The sequence below is a fragment of the Streptococcus sp. HMSC062D07 genome (genome assembly GCF_001814215.1).
Taxonomy (GTDB): domain Bacteria; phylum Bacillota; class Bacilli; order Lactobacillales; family Streptococcaceae; genus Streptococcus; species Streptococcus infantis_I.
In genome coordinates, this window is the sequence record NZ_KV815334.1 from 39,160 (window position 1) to 54,049 (window position 14,890).

The following is a 14,890-nucleotide window of genomic DNA, read 5'->3' on the forward strand; positions in this document are numbered from 1 at the left end:
TTGCTCTTTGATTTTCATTGAGTATGAAATCACTATTCATACAGATAGGAGAAACCAATGAAAACTACAAAAGAAAGACTAGCAGTAGCTATTCAAACTCCATTAAAAGATAGTCTAGCTTTTTACAATACAAGTCTAAAAGGCTTAGACCAAGAACAAGTTGAAGAAAACCGTGACCTATATGGTGAAAACACTATTACCAAGGGTCAAGAGGATTCCATCTTTAAAAAGATTTATGAGTCCATTATCAATCCTTTCACAATCATTTTGCTTGTGATTGCCTTTATTTCTCTCGTTACAAACGTTTGGCTTGCCAAACCTGGCCAAGAGGACCCTACGACCTCTATTATTATCGTTGTCTTGATTTTGATTTCAGGAGGCATCCGTTTTGTCCAAGAGTTGCGGAGCGACAAGGCGACAACCAATCTTTCAAAAATGATTGTCAACACTGCAACTGTTATTCGCGATGGTCTTGAACAAGAGTTGCCAATCGATGAGTTGGTTGTGGGAGACCTCGTGAAATTGAGCGCTGGAGACATGATTCCGGCAGATGTTATCTTATTCGAATCCCGCGACTTTTTCGTTCAACAGTCAGGTTTGACTGGAGAAAGTGATGCAGTTGAAAAGCTAGCTTTAAATAAAGCCACTGGTCAAAATGTGGATAGCCTCTTAGAAGCAGAATCCTTGGCCTTTATGGGGACAAACGTTATCTCAGGAAGTGCTACAGCGATGGTCTTAGCAGTTGGGGATGACACCATGATGGGAGCTATTGAGCAAACTCTTAACACCTATGATGAGCCAACTTCTTTTGAACGTGAAATGAACAGCATTTCCTGGCTCTTGATCCGCTTGATGCTTGTCATGGTTCCGATTGTGTTTTTTGCAAATGGATTAACCGATGGAGACTGGCTAGAGGCGGGAGTATTTGCCTTGAGCGTGGGTGTCGGACTGACACCAGAAATGCTGCCAATGATTATTACAGCCAGCTTGGCCAAAGGTTCCATTATCATGGCCAAGGAAAAGGTGGTCATCAAAAAACTCAATGCTATCCAGGACTTAGGAGCAATCGATATCCTATGTACGGATAAAACTGGAACTCTAACGCAAGATGAGATTGTCCTAGAATACCCTTTGGATATCCATGGTGATTTGGATATGGCAGTCTTAAGAAGAGCTTATCTAAATTCACATTTTCAAACAGGTTTGAAGAACTTGATGGACCGTGCCATCATCAGTAGAACTGAAAAAGAAGCCAAGGAACATGTTATCCTACAAAATCTAGACACCAGCTTCCAAAAAATCGACGAACTACCATTTGATTTTGAACGTAGACGCATGAGTGTTATCGTCAAAGATGATAGCAATGTTGTTAGTATGGTGACCAAAGGCGCCTTGGAAGAAATGTTGACCATTTCGACACATGTGGAATATCGTGGAGAAATAATCCCTATTACGGAAGGTATTCGCCAAGAAGTACTGGCAGAAGTTGGTCAATTAAACCGTCAAGGTTTACGTGTATTAGGTGTTGGTTACAAGTCAGGTCTACGTGAAGATTATGCCTATGCTGTGACTGATGAAAGTGACATGATCCTTACAGGTTACCTTGCCTTCTTGGATCCACCAAAACCATCTGCAGCACCCGCTATTCAAGCTCTACTTGAGCATGGTGTCAAAACAAAAATTTTAACTGGGGATAATGAAAAAGTAACCCAAGCCATCTGTGAAAAGGTTGGTTTGGATGTTGAACATATTCTTTTGGGAGCTGATATCGACCAAATGACAGACCAAGAATTGGCAGAAGTTGTTGAAAAAGTAACAGTCTTTGCTAAATTGTCACCTGACCAAAAAGCGCGTATCATTCTACAGTTAAAGAGAAATGGTCATGGAGTTGGTTATATGGGTGACGGTATTAATGATGCCCCATCTATGAAGGTGGCAGATGTCGGTATTTCTGTAGATACAGCAGTGGATATTGCCAAAGAAACAGCAGATGTTATTTTGCTAGACAAGGATCTCATGGTCCTTGAAACTGGTATCGTTGAAGGCCGTAAGGTCTACGCCAACATGACCAAGTACATCAAGATGACCGTTAGTTCAAACTTTGGGAATATCTTCTCACTCCTTGTTGCAAGTATTTTCTTGCCATTTTTACCAATGGCTCCTGTTCATCTCATTGTCCTAAACCTAGTCTACGATTTATCTTGTGTGGCATTGCCGTTTGATAACGTGGATCAAGACTTCCTAAAACAACCCCATACATGGGAAGCAAAATCCATTACGCGATTTATGGTTTGGATGGGTCCAATATCATCTATCTTTGATATTTTGACCTTTATCTTCCTCTACTTTATCATTGTTCCTTTGGTGACAGGTTATCATTATGTTCATGGTTCTGAATCTGCCCTTCAGTTTATTATCTTGTTCCAAACAGGATGGTTCATCGAATCTATGTGGTCTCAAACCATGGTCATCCATATGCTTCGTACAGCAAAAGTTCCTTTTGTACAAAGCAGACCAGCTTGGCTTGTGATTTTGACAACCTTGATTGCCGCAATTTTCGTAACTAGTCTGCCTTATGGACCGCTAGTAAATATTCTTCGTTTAGCTCCATTAGGACTTCCTTATTTCTTCTTCCTAACCTGTATTATTTTCTTGTACATGTTTAGCGTCACAGTTATTAAGAAATTTTACATTAGGAAGTACAAAGAATGGTTATAGTTCGGTTTTTGTCAAGAAAAAAGATAGAAAACTGGGGAAAAAGTTAAATTTTTTTAAAAATAGGTCGCAAGTCGGATGTTTTTTATGGTATAATAGAATAAACTGATAGTAACATGTAGCGAAAGGGGTAGGTACATGATCAAAATTTATACAGTCTCAAGTTGTACTAGCTGTAAAAAAGCGAAAACCTGGCTCAATGCCCACCAGTTAAGTTATAAAGAACAAAACCTCGGTAAAGAGGGGATTTCTAGAGAAGAATTATTAGATATTCTAACAAAAACAGACAATGGAATTGCGAGCATTGTATCATCAAAGAATCGCTACGCTAAAGCTCTTGGAGTTGATATCGAAGATTTGAGTGTCAATGAAGTGCTCACCTTAATAATGGAAACACCACGTATCCTAAAAAGTCCAATTCTTGTTGACGAGAAACGTTTACAAGTTGGCTATAAAGAAGATGACATTCGTGCCTTCTTGCCACGCTCTGTCCGCAATGTAGAAAATGCAGAAGCACGTTTACGTGCAGCACTATAAAACATAAAGGCTGGGAGTGACTCCTGGCCTTATTTGATAGGTAAATAAGGAAAAACGAACATGAAGAAGATAGTTATCGGTACAGTTGCGCTCCTATTTTTGCTAGCTGGCTGTGGACAGAAAAAAGAGTCTGCGGCACCTTCTAAAGATACAACGACAGAAGCTCTTCAATCAACTTTGCCTGTTCTAGAAAATGCCAATAACAATACAGTTGTAACAAAGACGCTTGTTCTACCTGCTGACGAAAATGGGGTTCAACAAACCCAGACCATTACCTATAAGGGCAAACAGTTCTTGACCTTAACGATTCAGCAAAAACGACAAGTTTCAGAAGACCTCAAGAACTTTATTGCAGAGCATGGATTAGAGGAAGCAAAAAAGGCATTGAAAGAAGGAGAAGACAAGGATGAATCGGTCCAAGAAGTACGGAAAATTCCTGGATTTAACCTTGAAACCAATCTTTTAAGTGAAACCGAGATTGAAACAAAAACAAGTTATGATTTTCAAGTTCTAGACGTTAAAAAGGCAAGCGAAAGCGAATATTTAAAAAATGTGGGATTAGAAAATCTACTAAAAAACGAACCAGAAGAATATATTGAAAATCGAGTTGCAAGTGGCGCGACTGTCCAGTAAGGAAGTCACAGAAAATCAGCAAAATCAGGCTGTGTCATTTGTAGAATGGCTGTGAATGTGCTATAATAGTACTATTCTAAGGAAAGAGGGTGTTAGAATGGGATTTACTGAAGAAACCGTACGTTTTAAATTGGATGATTCCAATAAAAAAGAAATTAGTGAAACATTGACAGAAGTCTATGCTTCATTAAATGAGAAGGGGTATAACCCTATTAACCAAATTGTGGGCTATGTTCTCAGTGGAGACCCAGCCTACGTTCCTCGTTACAATAACGCAAGAAATCAAATCCGTAAATACGAACGCGATGAGATTGTTGAAGAATTGGTCCGCTACTACCTTAAGGGACAAGGAGTCGATCTATAACCAATGAGAATTATGGGATTGGACGTTGGTTCCAAAACAGTAGGAGTAGCGATTAGCGATCCGTTAGGGTTTACAGCACAAGGGCTCGAAATCATCCAAATCAATGAAGATCAAGGAGAGTTCGGCTTTGAACGACTCAAGGAATTGGTTGACACCTATAAGGTAGAGCGCTTTGTTGTTGGTTTACCTAAAAATATGAACAATACCAGTGGACCTCGGGTGGAAGCCAGTCAAGCGTATGGAGCAAAACTGGAAGAACTCTTTGGCTTGCCAGTGGAGTACCAGGATGAGCGCCTGACCACGGTTGCTGCTGAGCGCATGTTGATTGAGCAAGCAGATGTTAGTCGCAATAAGCGTAAAAAAGTTATTGATAAATTAGCAGCTCAGTTGATTTTGCAAAATTATTTAGATAGAAAATTTTAAGACAGAGGAGAAACTATGTCACACGATCACAACCACGATCACGAAGAACGTGAACTTATTACACTTGTAGATGAGCAAGGAAACGAAACTTTATTTGAAATCCTTTTGACTATTGACGGAAAAGAAGAATTTGGTAAAAACTATGTTCTTCTTGTACCAGTTAATGCAGAAGAAGATGAAAACGGTGAAGTTGAAATCCAAGCATACTCATTCATCGAAAATGAAGATGGAACTGAAGGTGAATTGCAACCAATCCCTGAAGATTCAGAAGATGAATGGAACATGATTGAAGAAGTCTTCAACAGCTTTATGGAGGAGTAAAAACGTTCGGGGAACGTTTTTAGCCCAACTCCTAGAAACTAGAAAGAGTTGGAACATCCGGAGGATGTTTTTAGCCCTGCGCTAGAAAATAGAAACGCAGGTAGTCTGGGAGACTGTATCACCCCAGCTCCTTGGAATAAGAGAGAGCTGGTAAGTCCAGTGGACGTTTTTAGCCCCCCACTAAAATAAAATTTAGCTAGGAACTAGCAAAAACAGTAAAAAGCGAAGAGAATCTTCGCTTTTTTGTTAAGGAGATAAGCATGTTTGAAGTAGAAAAATGGCTCCATAGTCGAATTGGATTGAATTTTAGATCAGGCTTGGGACGGATGCAAAGAGCAGTAGATTTACTGGGGAATCCTGAGCAAACCTATCCGATTATCCATGTAACGGGTACTAATGGGAAGGGGTCAACCATTGCCTTTATGAGGGAACTCTTTGTTTCTCATGGCAAGAAGGTTGGGACCTTTACTTCGCCACACATTGTTAGCATCCATGATCGTATTTGTATCAATGGCGAACCCATTTCGAACGCAGATTTTATTCGTTTAGCAGATCAAGTCAAAGCAATGGAGCAAAGACTTTTAGAAGCCCACGATCAGCTATCTTTTTTTGAGTTGTTGACCTTGATTGCTTTGCTTTATTTTAAAGAGCAAAAAGTAGATTTGGTCCTACTGGAAGTTGGGATAGGTGGACTTCTTGATACTACCAATGTCGTGACAGGAGAAATTGCAATCATCACATCAATCGGCCTCGATCACCAGGAGACCTTGGGCGATAGTCTAGTAACAATTGCAGAGCAGAAAGCTGGAATTTTTAAGCCCGGGAAGTCAGCTGTGATTGCAAATTTAGCACCGGAAGCCCAACTCGTTTGTCAAAGGACAGCCACTGATTTGGATGTAAGTCTCTACCAAGCTAATAAAGATTTTTCTTTCCGAAATGGGAACTTTTCTTCTTCTCTAGCTGACTTTAACCACCTAATATTGGGACTGGAGGGAGCATATCAGGAGGAAAATGCAGGTCTTGCCTTGCAGGCTTTTCTACTATTTATGGCACAAAGAGACGAGAAAGTAGATCAAGAAGCAGTACGTGCTGCCTTGCAAGCTACTAAATGGGCTGGAAGACTAGAAACTGTCACTGAGCACATCTATCTAGATGGGGCTCACAATTTACCAGCTCTAGAGCGTTTGGTTGAGTTTATCCAAGAAAAAATCCAGCAAGGGTATCAGCCTCAAATCTTATTTGGTGCCCTAAAGCGGAAAGATTATAGTGGAATGCTTACTTATTTAACAGAGCATTTACCTGATGTAGCTCTCTATGTTACGAGTTTTGACTATCAGGGTTCCTTGGAGGAGCAGGACTTGGGAGATTATCAGAAGGTTGCTTCCTATCGAGAGTTTTTAGATGGCTTTGAAAGTTCTGTAGGGGAGAAAGAGTTACTGTTTGTGACAGGTTCTCTCTACTTTATATCAGAGGTCCGTGCATACCTCATGGGTTATGAATCTATTGATTGACCTCCCTTCCCTTATTTGATATAGTTGAGGTGGAATGTTTCAGCAGCTTTTGCTACTTTTAGCCACCAAAAGAAAGGAGCTATTATGTCATTTAAAAAAATCACACTTTCTCTTGCCACTTTGGCAAGTCTTAGTCTTTTAGTTGCTTGTTCAACAAAAGAACAAACAACTTCGACACCACAAGCAAGCACTAGTTCAGAAGTGATAACAAGTCAGGTATCTGAGTCAACAACAGCTAGCGCTACGAATGCTACAACCGTCAATATGGATGGTACCTATAAGGGGCAGGACGAGGGTGATAGCATTACGCTTGTCGTTACTGGTAATACCGGAACGTGGACAGAAGTGGAAGCGGATGGAGTACAGGAAGTTAAGAAGGTAACCTTTGAACCAGAAAATCAGAAAGTCATCATCGGAGACGACGTCAAGATTTATGTGGCAGAAGAGAACCAGATTATTATCGACGACATGGACCGTGAGGTTTCAGATCGTATTGTTTTAAAAAAATAGATATTTTAAAGGATTTGGATCTGGATAAAACAGGTGCAAATCCTTTTTTTATGGATAATTATATGAAAAAAAGTTCTTTACTCAATGGCCCGTATTTTAGCCAAAAGTATAGAACTACTGATTTATAGGTTATGATTTATAGGAATCGTTCTTGTAAAAAGTGAGCGACTCCGTCTTCTTCATTGGTTAATGGTAATTGCTCGTCTGCGAAAGGTAAGAGAGCAGGATTTGCATTTTTCATAGCATAGCCTTTACCTGCAAAAGAAAGCATTTCTTGGTCATTGTGTTCGTCACCAAAGGCAATCAAATTCTGTTTGTCGATATTCATGACATTGAGAAGGTATTCGAGGGCAAAAGCCTTGTGGACACCTTTTGGAGTACATTCTAGAATGTTCAAAGGGCCACCCCAAGTGTTAATATTGAGTTGGTGTTTGTAAAAGCTGTTCATCTCTTCTGCTAGTGCATATTTATCGTCGGCCCTAGTTTGTAATAAAATACAGTTAGGCCCCTTGGTCACTAAGTCAGACTTGAATTGATTTTCAGGGCGAAAGTTTTCAACACCAAATAATTTGGGATCGGCGATTTCTTGGTCTGGGGCCGTAATGTAAAACTTTTTACGATATTCACCAGCGATAAAGTCTGCCTCAATCTCCTTTTTTCGTTTTACGATATCCAAGAGGTATTTTTTGTCCACAGTCAGACACTTTTCATGTTTCCAAGTCTTACCGGGCAGATGAGTAAGTGAACCGTTGAAGTTAATCATAGGCGTTTCGAGTTCAAGTTGGTTATAAAAATCTTTGGCCATTCGGTAAGGGCGACCAGTTGCAATAACGACTTGGTGGCCTTTTTTAGAGATTTTCTTAATTGTTTCAATAGTAAAGTCAGAAAGTTTGCTTTCAGAGTTGAGTAGAGTTCCGTCTAAATCGACGGCAATCATTTTTTTAGTCATAAAATCCTCCCGAATCTAGTTTCAGATAAGATGTTTTCTATTATATCAAAAAGTGGCTAGAAAAGCTGACAATAAGTAAAACGAAGAATAGCATCGGATAAGATTTTTATAATTCAGTAAAAATACCTTGAAAAGATGAATGATTAATGATATAATAGACATATTGTTCGTAAAATGACAAAGGAGATTAAAAATGGACAAATTATTTAAACTAAAAGAGCACGGGACAGATGTCCGTACAGAGGTGCTTGCTGGTTTAACAACTTTCTTTGCAATGAGTTATATTCTCTTTGTAAACCCTCAAATGCTTTCGCAAACAGGAATGCCTGTTCAGGGTGTATTCTTGGCAACAATCATCGGTTCTGTAGTAGGAACTTTGATGATGGCTTTCTATGCTAACTTGCCATACGCACAAGCTCCAGGTATGGGACTTAATGCTTTCTTTACATTTACGGTTGTATTCGGAATGGGCTATACTTGGAAAGAAGCTCTTGGTATGGTCTTCATCTGTGGGATTATTTCACTGATTATCACATTAACAAATGTTCGTAAAATGATCATTGAGTCTATTCCTACAACACTTCGTTCAGCAATTTCAGCTGGTATTGGTGTTTTCCTTGCTTATGTTGGTATCAAGAATGCTGGCCTTTTGAAATTCTCAATTGACCCCGGTACTTATACTGTAGCAGGTGAAGGAGCAGATAAGGCTCAAGCAGCGATTACTGCAAATGCAGCAGCTGTTCCAGGATTGGTAGATTTCAATACTCCAGCAGTATTGGTAGCTATTGCAGGTCTTGCTATTACGATCTTCTTTGTTGTCAAAGGTATTAAAGGTGGGATCATCCTTTCTATTCTAACAACGACAGTTCTTGCGATTGCGGTTGGTCTTGTTAATTTGTCAGGAATCGATTTTGCTAGCAACAATCTTTCAGCAGCAGTTAACGACCTAGGAACTTTATTTGGTGCAGCCCTTGGTTCAGAAGGTTTGGGTTCTCTGATTTCAAATACTTCACGTTTACCTGAAACCTTGATGGCCATTCTTGCCTTCTCATTGACTGATATTTTTGATACAATTGGTACTCTTATCGGTACAGGTGAAAAAGTTGGGATCATCGCATCAAGTGGTGAGAACAATGAATCAGCTAAATTGGATAAGGCTCTATATTCTGACTTGGTGGCGACATCAGTTGGTGCCATTGCAGGTACATCAAACGTTACAACTTATATTGAGTCAGCAGCAGGGATCGGTGCTGGTGGACGTACTGGATTGACAGCCTTAGTTGTTGCTATCTGTTTTGCTCTATCAAGCTTCTTTAGCCCACTTCTTGCCATTGTGCCTTCAGCTGCGACAGCACCAATTTTGATTATCGTCGGAATTATGATGCTCTCTAACTTGAAAAACATTCCTTGGGATGATATGTCAGAAGCTATTCCAGCCTTCTTCACATCTATCTTTATGGGATTCAGTTACTCCATTACACAAGGAATTGCCGTTGGTTTCCTAACTTACACTTTAGCGAAGATTGTTAAAGGTCAAGTTAAGGAAGTGCATGTGATGATTTGGATTTTAGACGCTCTGTTCATCTTGAACTACATCAGCATGGCTCTTAACTAATGATAAAAACTTAAAAAAAGAAGGAGGAAACTCCTCTTTTTTTATTACTAGAAATGTCGCAAAAGAAAACTTTTTGGTATAATAATAGCATGCACACAAAAAATGAAGATGAACTAATCGCTCTTGGACAAGAGTTGGGTAGTCTACTTGAAAAAAATGATGTATTGATTTTAACTGGTGAATTAGGTGCTGGAAAAACCACATTAACAAAAGGTCTGGCTAAAGGACTAGGAATTCATCAAATGATCAAAAGTCCTACTTATACCATTGTTCGAGAATATGAAGGCCGCCTACCCTTATATCACTTGGATGTTTACCGCATCGAAGGAGATGCAGATTCAATCGACCTTGATGAATTTCTTTTTGGTTCAGGTGTGACGGTTATTGAGTGGGGACACCTATTAGGCGAGGCTCTCCCATCAGACTATCTGGAATTAGAAATTCTTAAAGATGGTGAGGGACGTGAAGTTGTCTTTCATGATCATGGTCAACGAGCGACAGAACTTTTGAAGAGGCTTACGAATGGAGTATGATTTATTAATTCGTGAAGCAGAAGTTGAGGATGCTACAGAACTTATTGCACTTTTGGATCAGATTGGTCATGAATCTAGCTTTACCAGTCTGGATGAAAATGGAATTGCAATGAGTGAATCTGAGATGCAGCGTTTTATTAACAAGCAGGCCCAGTCGGATAATCAGATTACTTTACTAGCTTATTTGAATGAAGAATTGGCAGGAGTGATCAATATAACGGCTGATCAACGTCCGCGAGTTCGGCATATTGGGGATATCTTTTTGGGTATTAAAAAAGCCTATTGGAGAAATGGTCTCGGTAGTATCTTGATGGAAGAAGCTATTGAATGGGCCCAATCGAGCGGAAGTATTCGACGTTTACAATTGACAGTTCAAAAACGAAATCTGGCAGCTGTTCATCTATATAAAAAGCTGGGCTTCATCATTGAAGGCCAACAGGAACGCGGCGCTTGTATAGAAGGAGGAGAATTTCTTGATGTTTACCTGATGGGTCGACTGATAGACGAATAAATGTATGGCAAAAAAAATAATCGGAATGTTTTTAGGCTTTGTTCTTGTGACAGTGCTTGGTGTGGGAGCTTATGCCTATACTATCTACCAACAAAGTACACAGACTTTAGCCAAAACTTATAAACAAATCGGAGAAGAAACCAAGGTTATCGAGGCAACTGAACCATTGACAATCCTATTGATGGGGGTTGACACGGGGAATGTTGAACGTACAGACCCATGGGCAGGAAATAGTGATTCAATGATCTTGGTAACAGTGAATCCGAAAACCAAGAAAGTCGTTATGATGAGTTTGGAACGTGATATTCTGACACAAATCCAACAACCAGATGGTAGTGTTAGAGAAGCTAAACTCAACGCTGCCTATGCTGATGGTGGGGCAGAGCTTGCCATTTCGACCATTCAAAAAATGATGAATATCCATATCGACCGCTATGTGATGGTCAATATGCACGGTCTTCAAAGAATGGTTGATGCTGTCGGAGGTATCACAGTAAACAACACTCTAGGTTTCCCAATCTCTATCCAAGACCAGGAACCATTTAACACGATTTCTATCGGTGTTGGGGAACAAACCCTAAATGGTGACGAGGCGCTAGTATATTCACGCATGCGCTATCAGGATCCAGAGGGAGACTACGGTCGTCAGAAACGTCAGCGCGAAGTTATCCAAAAGATTGTTGAAAAAATTCTTAGTTTGAATAGTGTCAGCCACTACCAAGAAATTTTGAAGGCTCTTAGCGATAACATGCAGACAAATATCGAGATTACGACAACAACGATTCCTCAGTTGATGGGCTACCAAGATTCCTTTAAGAATATTGAGTCTCAGCAATTGCGTGGAGAGGATGCAATGATTGATGGGACATCTTACCAAATCGTGACATCTGAGCATATGTTAGAAATGCAAAATCTCTTACGTCGTTCATTGGGCAAACCAGAAGTTACCGAATTGGAGACAAATGTAGTCTTGTATGAAAATATTTATGGTCATTTGCCACAAACGGCTGGTTCCGTTGTAAATCAAGAGCAACAAATACAACCAGAACAATAAGAAATGAATACTAAAATCGTAGGAATTTTCCTGCGATTTTTTCAAAGAAATCCGAATAGATAGGTAGGAGGAAAAAATGAAAGCGGAAATCATAGCTGTTGGAACAGAGATTCTAACAGGTCAAATTGTCAATACCAATGCTCAGTTTTTATCTGAAAAGTTGGCTGAAATCGGTGTTGATGTCTACTTCCAAACGGCTGTAGGTGATAATGAGGCTCGTCTCTTATCCTTGTTGGAGATTGCTAAGAATCGTAGCAATCTGGTTATCCTAACAGGAGGATTGGGACCGACAGAGGATGATTTGACCAAACAAACCTTGGCCCATTTTCTAGGGCGTGATTTAACTTTTGATGCTCAAGCACAGGCTAAGCTAGATGAGTTTTTTGCTCATCGACCGGACTATGCCCGAACTCCAAATAATGAACGCCAAGCTCAAATCGTTGAGGGTTCGATCCCGCTACCTAATGAAACAGGACTAGCAGTCGGAGGCATGATTGAGGTAGCTGGCGTGACCTATGTCGTCCTACCAGGGCCGCCAAGTGAACTGAAACCCATGGTTTTAAATGAACTGTTGCCAAGATTGACAACTGGAGCTAAGTTGTACTCACGTGTGCTTCGTTTCTTTGGCATTGGCGAGAGCCAGCTAGTAACGATTCTATCGGATTTGATTGAAGAGCAGACAGATCCAACCTTGGCCCCTTATGCAAAAACGGGAGAAGTGACTCTGCGTTTGTCTACCAAGGCTACTAGTCAAGAAGAAGCAAGAAAATCTTTGGATCGTCTTGAGGTTCAAATTCTTGCCCGCCAGACTTTTGAAGGTGTTGCTTTAAAGGATATTTGCTATGGTTATGGTGAGGAAACGAGTCTAGCTAGTGTAGTTGTTGAGGAGTTGAAAAAGCAGCATAAAACCATAACGGCTGTGGAAAGTTTGACAGCAGGGCTTTTTCAAGCAACTCTTGCAGACTTTTCGGGAGTGTCAGCTATCTTCAAAGGTGGTTTTGTCACATATAGTCTAGAAGAAAAAGCTAAGATATTAGATATTCCACAAGCAGAGTTGGAAAAACATGGAGTAGTGTCAGCCTTTACGGCGGAAAAAATGGCAGAGCAATCACGGCTTAAAACCCAGTCGGACTTTGGAGTTAGCTTGACAGGTGTGGCTGGTCCGGATAGTCTAGAAGGGCATCCTGCAGGTACAGTTTTTATCGGTTTGTCTCAAGCATCAGGCACTGAAGTTGTTCAGGTCAATATAGCTGGAAGAAGTCGAGCAGATGTTCGTAAAATTGCAGTCATGCATGCTTTTAACTTAGTTCGCAAAGCTTTATTAAGTGACTGACTTTTGATATAATAGAAGAAGGTTCTTAGAATCATTAAAATATAGGAGAACAAAATGGCGAAAAAACCAACAAAAAAATTAGATGAAATTGGGAAAAAATTTGGAGCTGACCGTGAAAAAGCTTTGAATGATGCGCTTAAATTGATTGAAAAAGACTTCGGTAAGGGTTCAATCATGCGTTTAGGTGAACGAGCAGAGCAAAAAGTACAAGTGATGAGTTCAGGCTCTTTGGCCCTTGATATTGCACTTGGTTCAGGTGGTTATCCTAAGGGACGTATCATTGAAATCTACGGTCCAGAATCATCAGGTAAGACAACAGTAGCCCTTCACGCTGTAGCACAGGCGCAAAAAGAAGGCGGAATTGCCGCCTTTATCGATGCGGAGCACGCTCTGGATCCAGCTTATGCGGCAGCACTTGGAGTGAACATTGACGAATTACTCTTGTCACAACCAGACTCAGGTGAACAAGGTCTTGAAATTGCAGGGAAATTGATTGATTCAGGTGCAGTTGACCTTGTCGTTATTGACTCGGTTGCAGCTCTTGTTCCTCGTGCGGAAATCGATGGAGATATCGGAGATAATCACGTTGGTCTTCAAGCTCGTATGATGAGTCAAGCTATGCGTAAACTCGGAGCTTCTATCAATAAGACAAAAACAATTGCAATCTTCATCAACCAGTTGCGTGAAAAGGTTGGAGTTATGTTTGGTAATCCAGAAACAACTCCTGGTGGGCGCGCCCTTAAATTCTATGCTTCAGTTCGTTTAGACGTTCGTGGAAGCACACAAATTAAGGGAACTGGCGACCAAAAAGATACTAACGTCGGTAAAGAAACGAAGATCAAAGTTGTGAAAAACAAGGTTGCTCCACCGTTCAAAGAAGCTCTTGTTGAAATCATGTATGGTGAAGGGATTTCTAGAACTGGTGAACTCTTGAAGATTGCTAGTGATTTGGATATTATCCAAAAAGCAGGTGCTTGGTACTCATACAAGGGTGAAAAAATCGGACAAGGTTCTGAAAATGCGAAGAAATACTTGGCAGATCACCCAGAAATCTTTGATGAAATCGACCACCAAGTTCGTGTTCAATATGGTTTGATCGAAGAGGAAGAAGGTTCTAAAGCAACTTCAGTAGCTGATACGGACTCTAACAAAGAAGTGACTCTTGATTTGGGCGATGCTCTTGAAATCGAAATTGAAGAATAAAAAATAAAAGTAGCAGAAAAACTGCTACTTTTTTTATTTTGTGTTGACTAGTGTTCACTAAAGCGTCGGTATTCGATGCGAAAGTCGAAGTAGTTCTCTTCTTGCAATTTTTGAAAGATGTTCCGATAGGCCTCTTCATCAAAGTGGTCGCCACGATAGAGAATTTCAAAGCTCATTCCCTCGTATTCCAAGAAGGCGTTGGCAGTTTTAAAGCCATTTTGCAAGTAGAAGTCCATGCGGGCCTTTCGTTGTTCGAGATTATCACAGTCTTCGTCCAATCGCTCCACTTCAAGAATCATGGTACGCTGGTAAAAATCAATGAGTTTTTCAATGATTTCTCTCCCGTAGCCATGACTGCGGAGATGGGGCATAATGGCAAAAAAGCTGATGTAGAATGCTTTTTGGTTAGCGATAGCAAAAGCAAATCCAACAAATTCTTCTTCGTTATAAAAGGCGAAAAAGTGGGCGTCATCTCTATCCTGGTAACTTAAAAATTCCTCCAAAGAGACGCGTTCTTCTTCAGGGAAGGCTTCCTTGTTTAATTGTTCCACTTTCTCAAGGTCTGGGAATACATCTGTAATTAACTGACTTGTTAAGCTCATACATACCCTCCTTTTCTGTCACGATTATACCAGATTGTATACATATAGGCAACGCTTTCTTAAGGAAACTCCCTTG

Annotated in this window: 16 protein-coding genes; 14 read left to right on the forward strand and 2 right to left on the reverse strand. The window is 40.3% G+C overall.

What is annotated here, in order from left to right:
* Positions 1-57 precede the first annotated feature (57 nt).
* From mgtA to HMPREF2957_RS06915, 8 genes are all read left to right on the forward strand, one after another.
* Positions 58-2,718, forward strand: a complete 2,661-nt coding sequence (mgtA, locus tag HMPREF2957_RS06880; RefSeq protein ID WP_070678382.1) for a magnesium-translocating P-type ATPase — start codon at positions 58-60, stop codon at positions 2,716-2,718.
* 135 nt (positions 2,719-2,853) lie between these two features.
* Positions 2,854-3,252, forward strand: coding sequence for a transcriptional regulator Spx (spx, locus tag HMPREF2957_RS06885; RefSeq protein ID WP_006149601.1), 399 nt, complete (start codon positions 2,854-2,856; stop codon positions 3,250-3,252).
* A gap of 60 nt (positions 3,253-3,312) precedes the next feature.
* Positions 3,313-3,885 carry an SP0191 family lipoprotein gene (locus HMPREF2957_RS06890; protein WP_070678385.1) on the forward strand — a complete coding sequence of 191 codons (573 nt, stop codon included), beginning with the start codon at positions 3,313-3,315 and terminating at the stop codon, positions 3,883-3,885.
* Positions 3,886-3,982: 97 nt separating this feature from the next.
* Positions 3,983-4,249 (forward strand): IreB family regulatory phosphoprotein, encoded by a 267-nt coding sequence (locus HMPREF2957_RS06895; RefSeq protein ID WP_004250500.1) that lies wholly within the window; start codon positions 3,983-3,985, stop codon positions 4,247-4,249.
* Positions 4,250-4,252: 3 nt separating this feature from the next.
* Positions 4,253-4,672, forward strand: coding sequence for a Holliday junction resolvase RuvX (ruvX, locus tag HMPREF2957_RS06900; protein WP_070678388.1), 420 nt, complete (start codon positions 4,253-4,255; stop codon positions 4,670-4,672).
* A 15-nt stretch (positions 4,673-4,687) separates the two neighbouring features.
* On the forward strand, positions 4,688-4,993 hold the full coding sequence (locus HMPREF2957_RS06905) for a DUF1292 domain-containing protein (RefSeq protein WP_000017624.1): 306 nt from the start codon (positions 4,688-4,690) through the stop codon (positions 4,991-4,993).
* A gap of 260 nt (positions 4,994-5,253) precedes the next feature.
* Entirely contained in the window at positions 5,254-6,504 is a 1,251-nt protein-coding gene (locus HMPREF2957_RS06910) for a bifunctional folylpolyglutamate synthase/dihydrofolate synthase (RefSeq protein ID WP_070678391.1), read from the forward strand.
* 84 nt (positions 6,505-6,588) lie between these two features.
* A complete protein-coding gene (locus tag HMPREF2957_RS06915) occupies positions 6,589-7,014 on the forward strand; it encodes an SP_0198 family lipoprotein (RefSeq protein ID WP_070678394.1) in 426 nt (141 codons plus the stop codon).
* 136 nt (positions 7,015-7,150) lie between these two features.
* Here the strand turns inward: HMPREF2957_RS06915 and HMPREF2957_RS06920 are convergent, their stop codons facing one another.
* The gene (locus tag HMPREF2957_RS06920) at positions 7,151-7,963 is read right to left on the reverse strand and encodes a Cof-type HAD-IIB family hydrolase (RefSeq protein WP_006149640.1); all 813 of its coding nucleotides are present in this window, start codon (positions 7,961-7,963) and stop codon (positions 7,151-7,153) included.
* A gap of 193 nt (positions 7,964-8,156) precedes the next feature.
* Between HMPREF2957_RS06920 and HMPREF2957_RS06925 the strand changes: the two genes are divergently transcribed.
* From HMPREF2957_RS06925 to recA, 6 genes are all read left to right on the forward strand, one after another.
* Positions 8,157-9,578: an NCS2 family permease gene (locus HMPREF2957_RS06925; RefSeq protein WP_006149223.1), complete on the forward strand. Its 1,422-nt coding sequence runs from the start codon at positions 8,157-8,159 to the stop codon at positions 9,576-9,578.
* Between the two features lie 89 nt (positions 9,579-9,667).
* On the forward strand, positions 9,668-10,111 hold the full coding sequence (gene tsaE / locus HMPREF2957_RS06930) for a tRNA (adenosine(37)-N6)-threonylcarbamoyltransferase complex ATPase subunit type 1 TsaE (protein ID WP_070679037.1): 444 nt from the start codon (positions 9,668-9,670) through the stop codon (positions 10,109-10,111).
* Positions 10,101-10,622, forward strand: a complete 522-nt coding sequence (locus tag HMPREF2957_RS06935) for a GNAT family N-acetyltransferase (RefSeq protein ID WP_070678397.1) — start codon at positions 10,101-10,103, stop codon at positions 10,620-10,622. Before tsaE ends, HMPREF2957_RS06935 begins: the two co-directional genes overlap by 11 nt.
* A 4-nt stretch (positions 10,623-10,626) precedes the next feature.
* Positions 10,627-11,676: a glycopolymer--peptidoglycan transferase LytR gene (gene brpA, locus HMPREF2957_RS06940; RefSeq protein ID WP_070678401.1), complete on the forward strand. Its 1,050-nt coding sequence runs from the start codon at positions 10,627-10,629 to the stop codon at positions 11,674-11,676.
* Positions 11,677-11,752: 76 nt separating this feature from the next.
* Positions 11,753-13,009, forward strand: coding sequence for a competence/damage-inducible protein A (locus HMPREF2957_RS06945; RefSeq protein ID WP_070678403.1), 1,257 nt, complete (start codon positions 11,753-11,755; stop codon positions 13,007-13,009).
* Positions 13,010-13,063: 54 nt separating this feature from the next.
* Positions 13,064-14,212, forward strand: a complete 1,149-nt coding sequence (gene recA / locus HMPREF2957_RS06950; protein WP_070678406.1) for a recombinase RecA — start codon at positions 13,064-13,066, stop codon at positions 14,210-14,212.
* Positions 14,213-14,259: 47 nt separating this feature from the next.
* On the opposite strand, the gene HMPREF2957_RS06955 is transcribed toward recA, so the two are convergent.
* Entirely contained in the window at positions 14,260-14,814 is a 555-nt protein-coding gene (locus HMPREF2957_RS06955) for a GNAT family N-acetyltransferase (protein WP_070678410.1), read from the reverse strand.
* Positions 14,815-14,890: the final 76 nt, after the last annotated feature.

Bases quoted from the DNA above. Each gene is read 5' to 3' on its own strand.
- mgtA (WP_070678382.1), top strand. From the start codon at position 58: ATGAAAACTACAAAAGAAAGACTAGCAGTAGCTATTCAAACTCCATTA.
- spx (WP_006149601.1), top strand. From the start codon at position 2,854: ATGATCAAAATTTATACAGTCTCAAGTTGTACTAGCTGTAAAAAAGCG.
- HMPREF2957_RS06890 (WP_070678385.1), top strand. From the start codon at position 3,313: ATGAAGAAGATAGTTATCGGTACAGTTGCGCTCCTATTTTTGCTAGCT.
- HMPREF2957_RS06895 (WP_004250500.1), top strand. From the start codon at position 3,983: ATGGGATTTACTGAAGAAACCGTACGTTTTAAATTGGATGATTCCAAT.
- ruvX (WP_070678388.1), top strand. From the start codon at position 4,253: ATGAGAATTATGGGATTGGACGTTGGTTCCAAAACAGTAGGAGTAGCG.
- HMPREF2957_RS06905 (WP_000017624.1), top strand. From the start codon at position 4,688: ATGTCACACGATCACAACCACGATCACGAAGAACGTGAACTTATTACA.
- HMPREF2957_RS06910 (WP_070678391.1), top strand. From the start codon at position 5,254: ATGTTTGAAGTAGAAAAATGGCTCCATAGTCGAATTGGATTGAATTTT.
- HMPREF2957_RS06915 (WP_070678394.1), top strand. From the start codon at position 6,589: ATGTCATTTAAAAAAATCACACTTTCTCTTGCCACTTTGGCAAGTCTT.
- HMPREF2957_RS06920 (WP_006149640.1), bottom strand. From the start codon at position 7,963: ATGACTAAAAAAATGATTGCCGTCGATTTAGACGGAACTCTACTCAAC.
- HMPREF2957_RS06925 (WP_006149223.1), top strand. From the start codon at position 8,157: ATGGACAAATTATTTAAACTAAAAGAGCACGGGACAGATGTCCGTACA.
- tsaE (WP_070679037.1), top strand. From the start codon at position 9,668: ATGCACACAAAAAATGAAGATGAACTAATCGCTCTTGGACAAGAGTTG.
- HMPREF2957_RS06935 (WP_070678397.1), top strand. From the start codon at position 10,101: ATGGAGTATGATTTATTAATTCGTGAAGCAGAAGTTGAGGATGCTACA.
- brpA (WP_070678401.1), top strand. From the start codon at position 10,627: ATGGCAAAAAAAATAATCGGAATGTTTTTAGGCTTTGTTCTTGTGACA.
- HMPREF2957_RS06945 (WP_070678403.1), top strand. From the start codon at position 11,753: ATGAAAGCGGAAATCATAGCTGTTGGAACAGAGATTCTAACAGGTCAA.
- recA (WP_070678406.1), top strand. From the start codon at position 13,064: ATGGCGAAAAAACCAACAAAAAAATTAGATGAAATTGGGAAAAAATTT.
- HMPREF2957_RS06955 (WP_070678410.1), bottom strand. From the start codon at position 14,814: ATGAGCTTAACAAGTCAGTTAATTACAGATGTATTCCCAGACCTTGAG.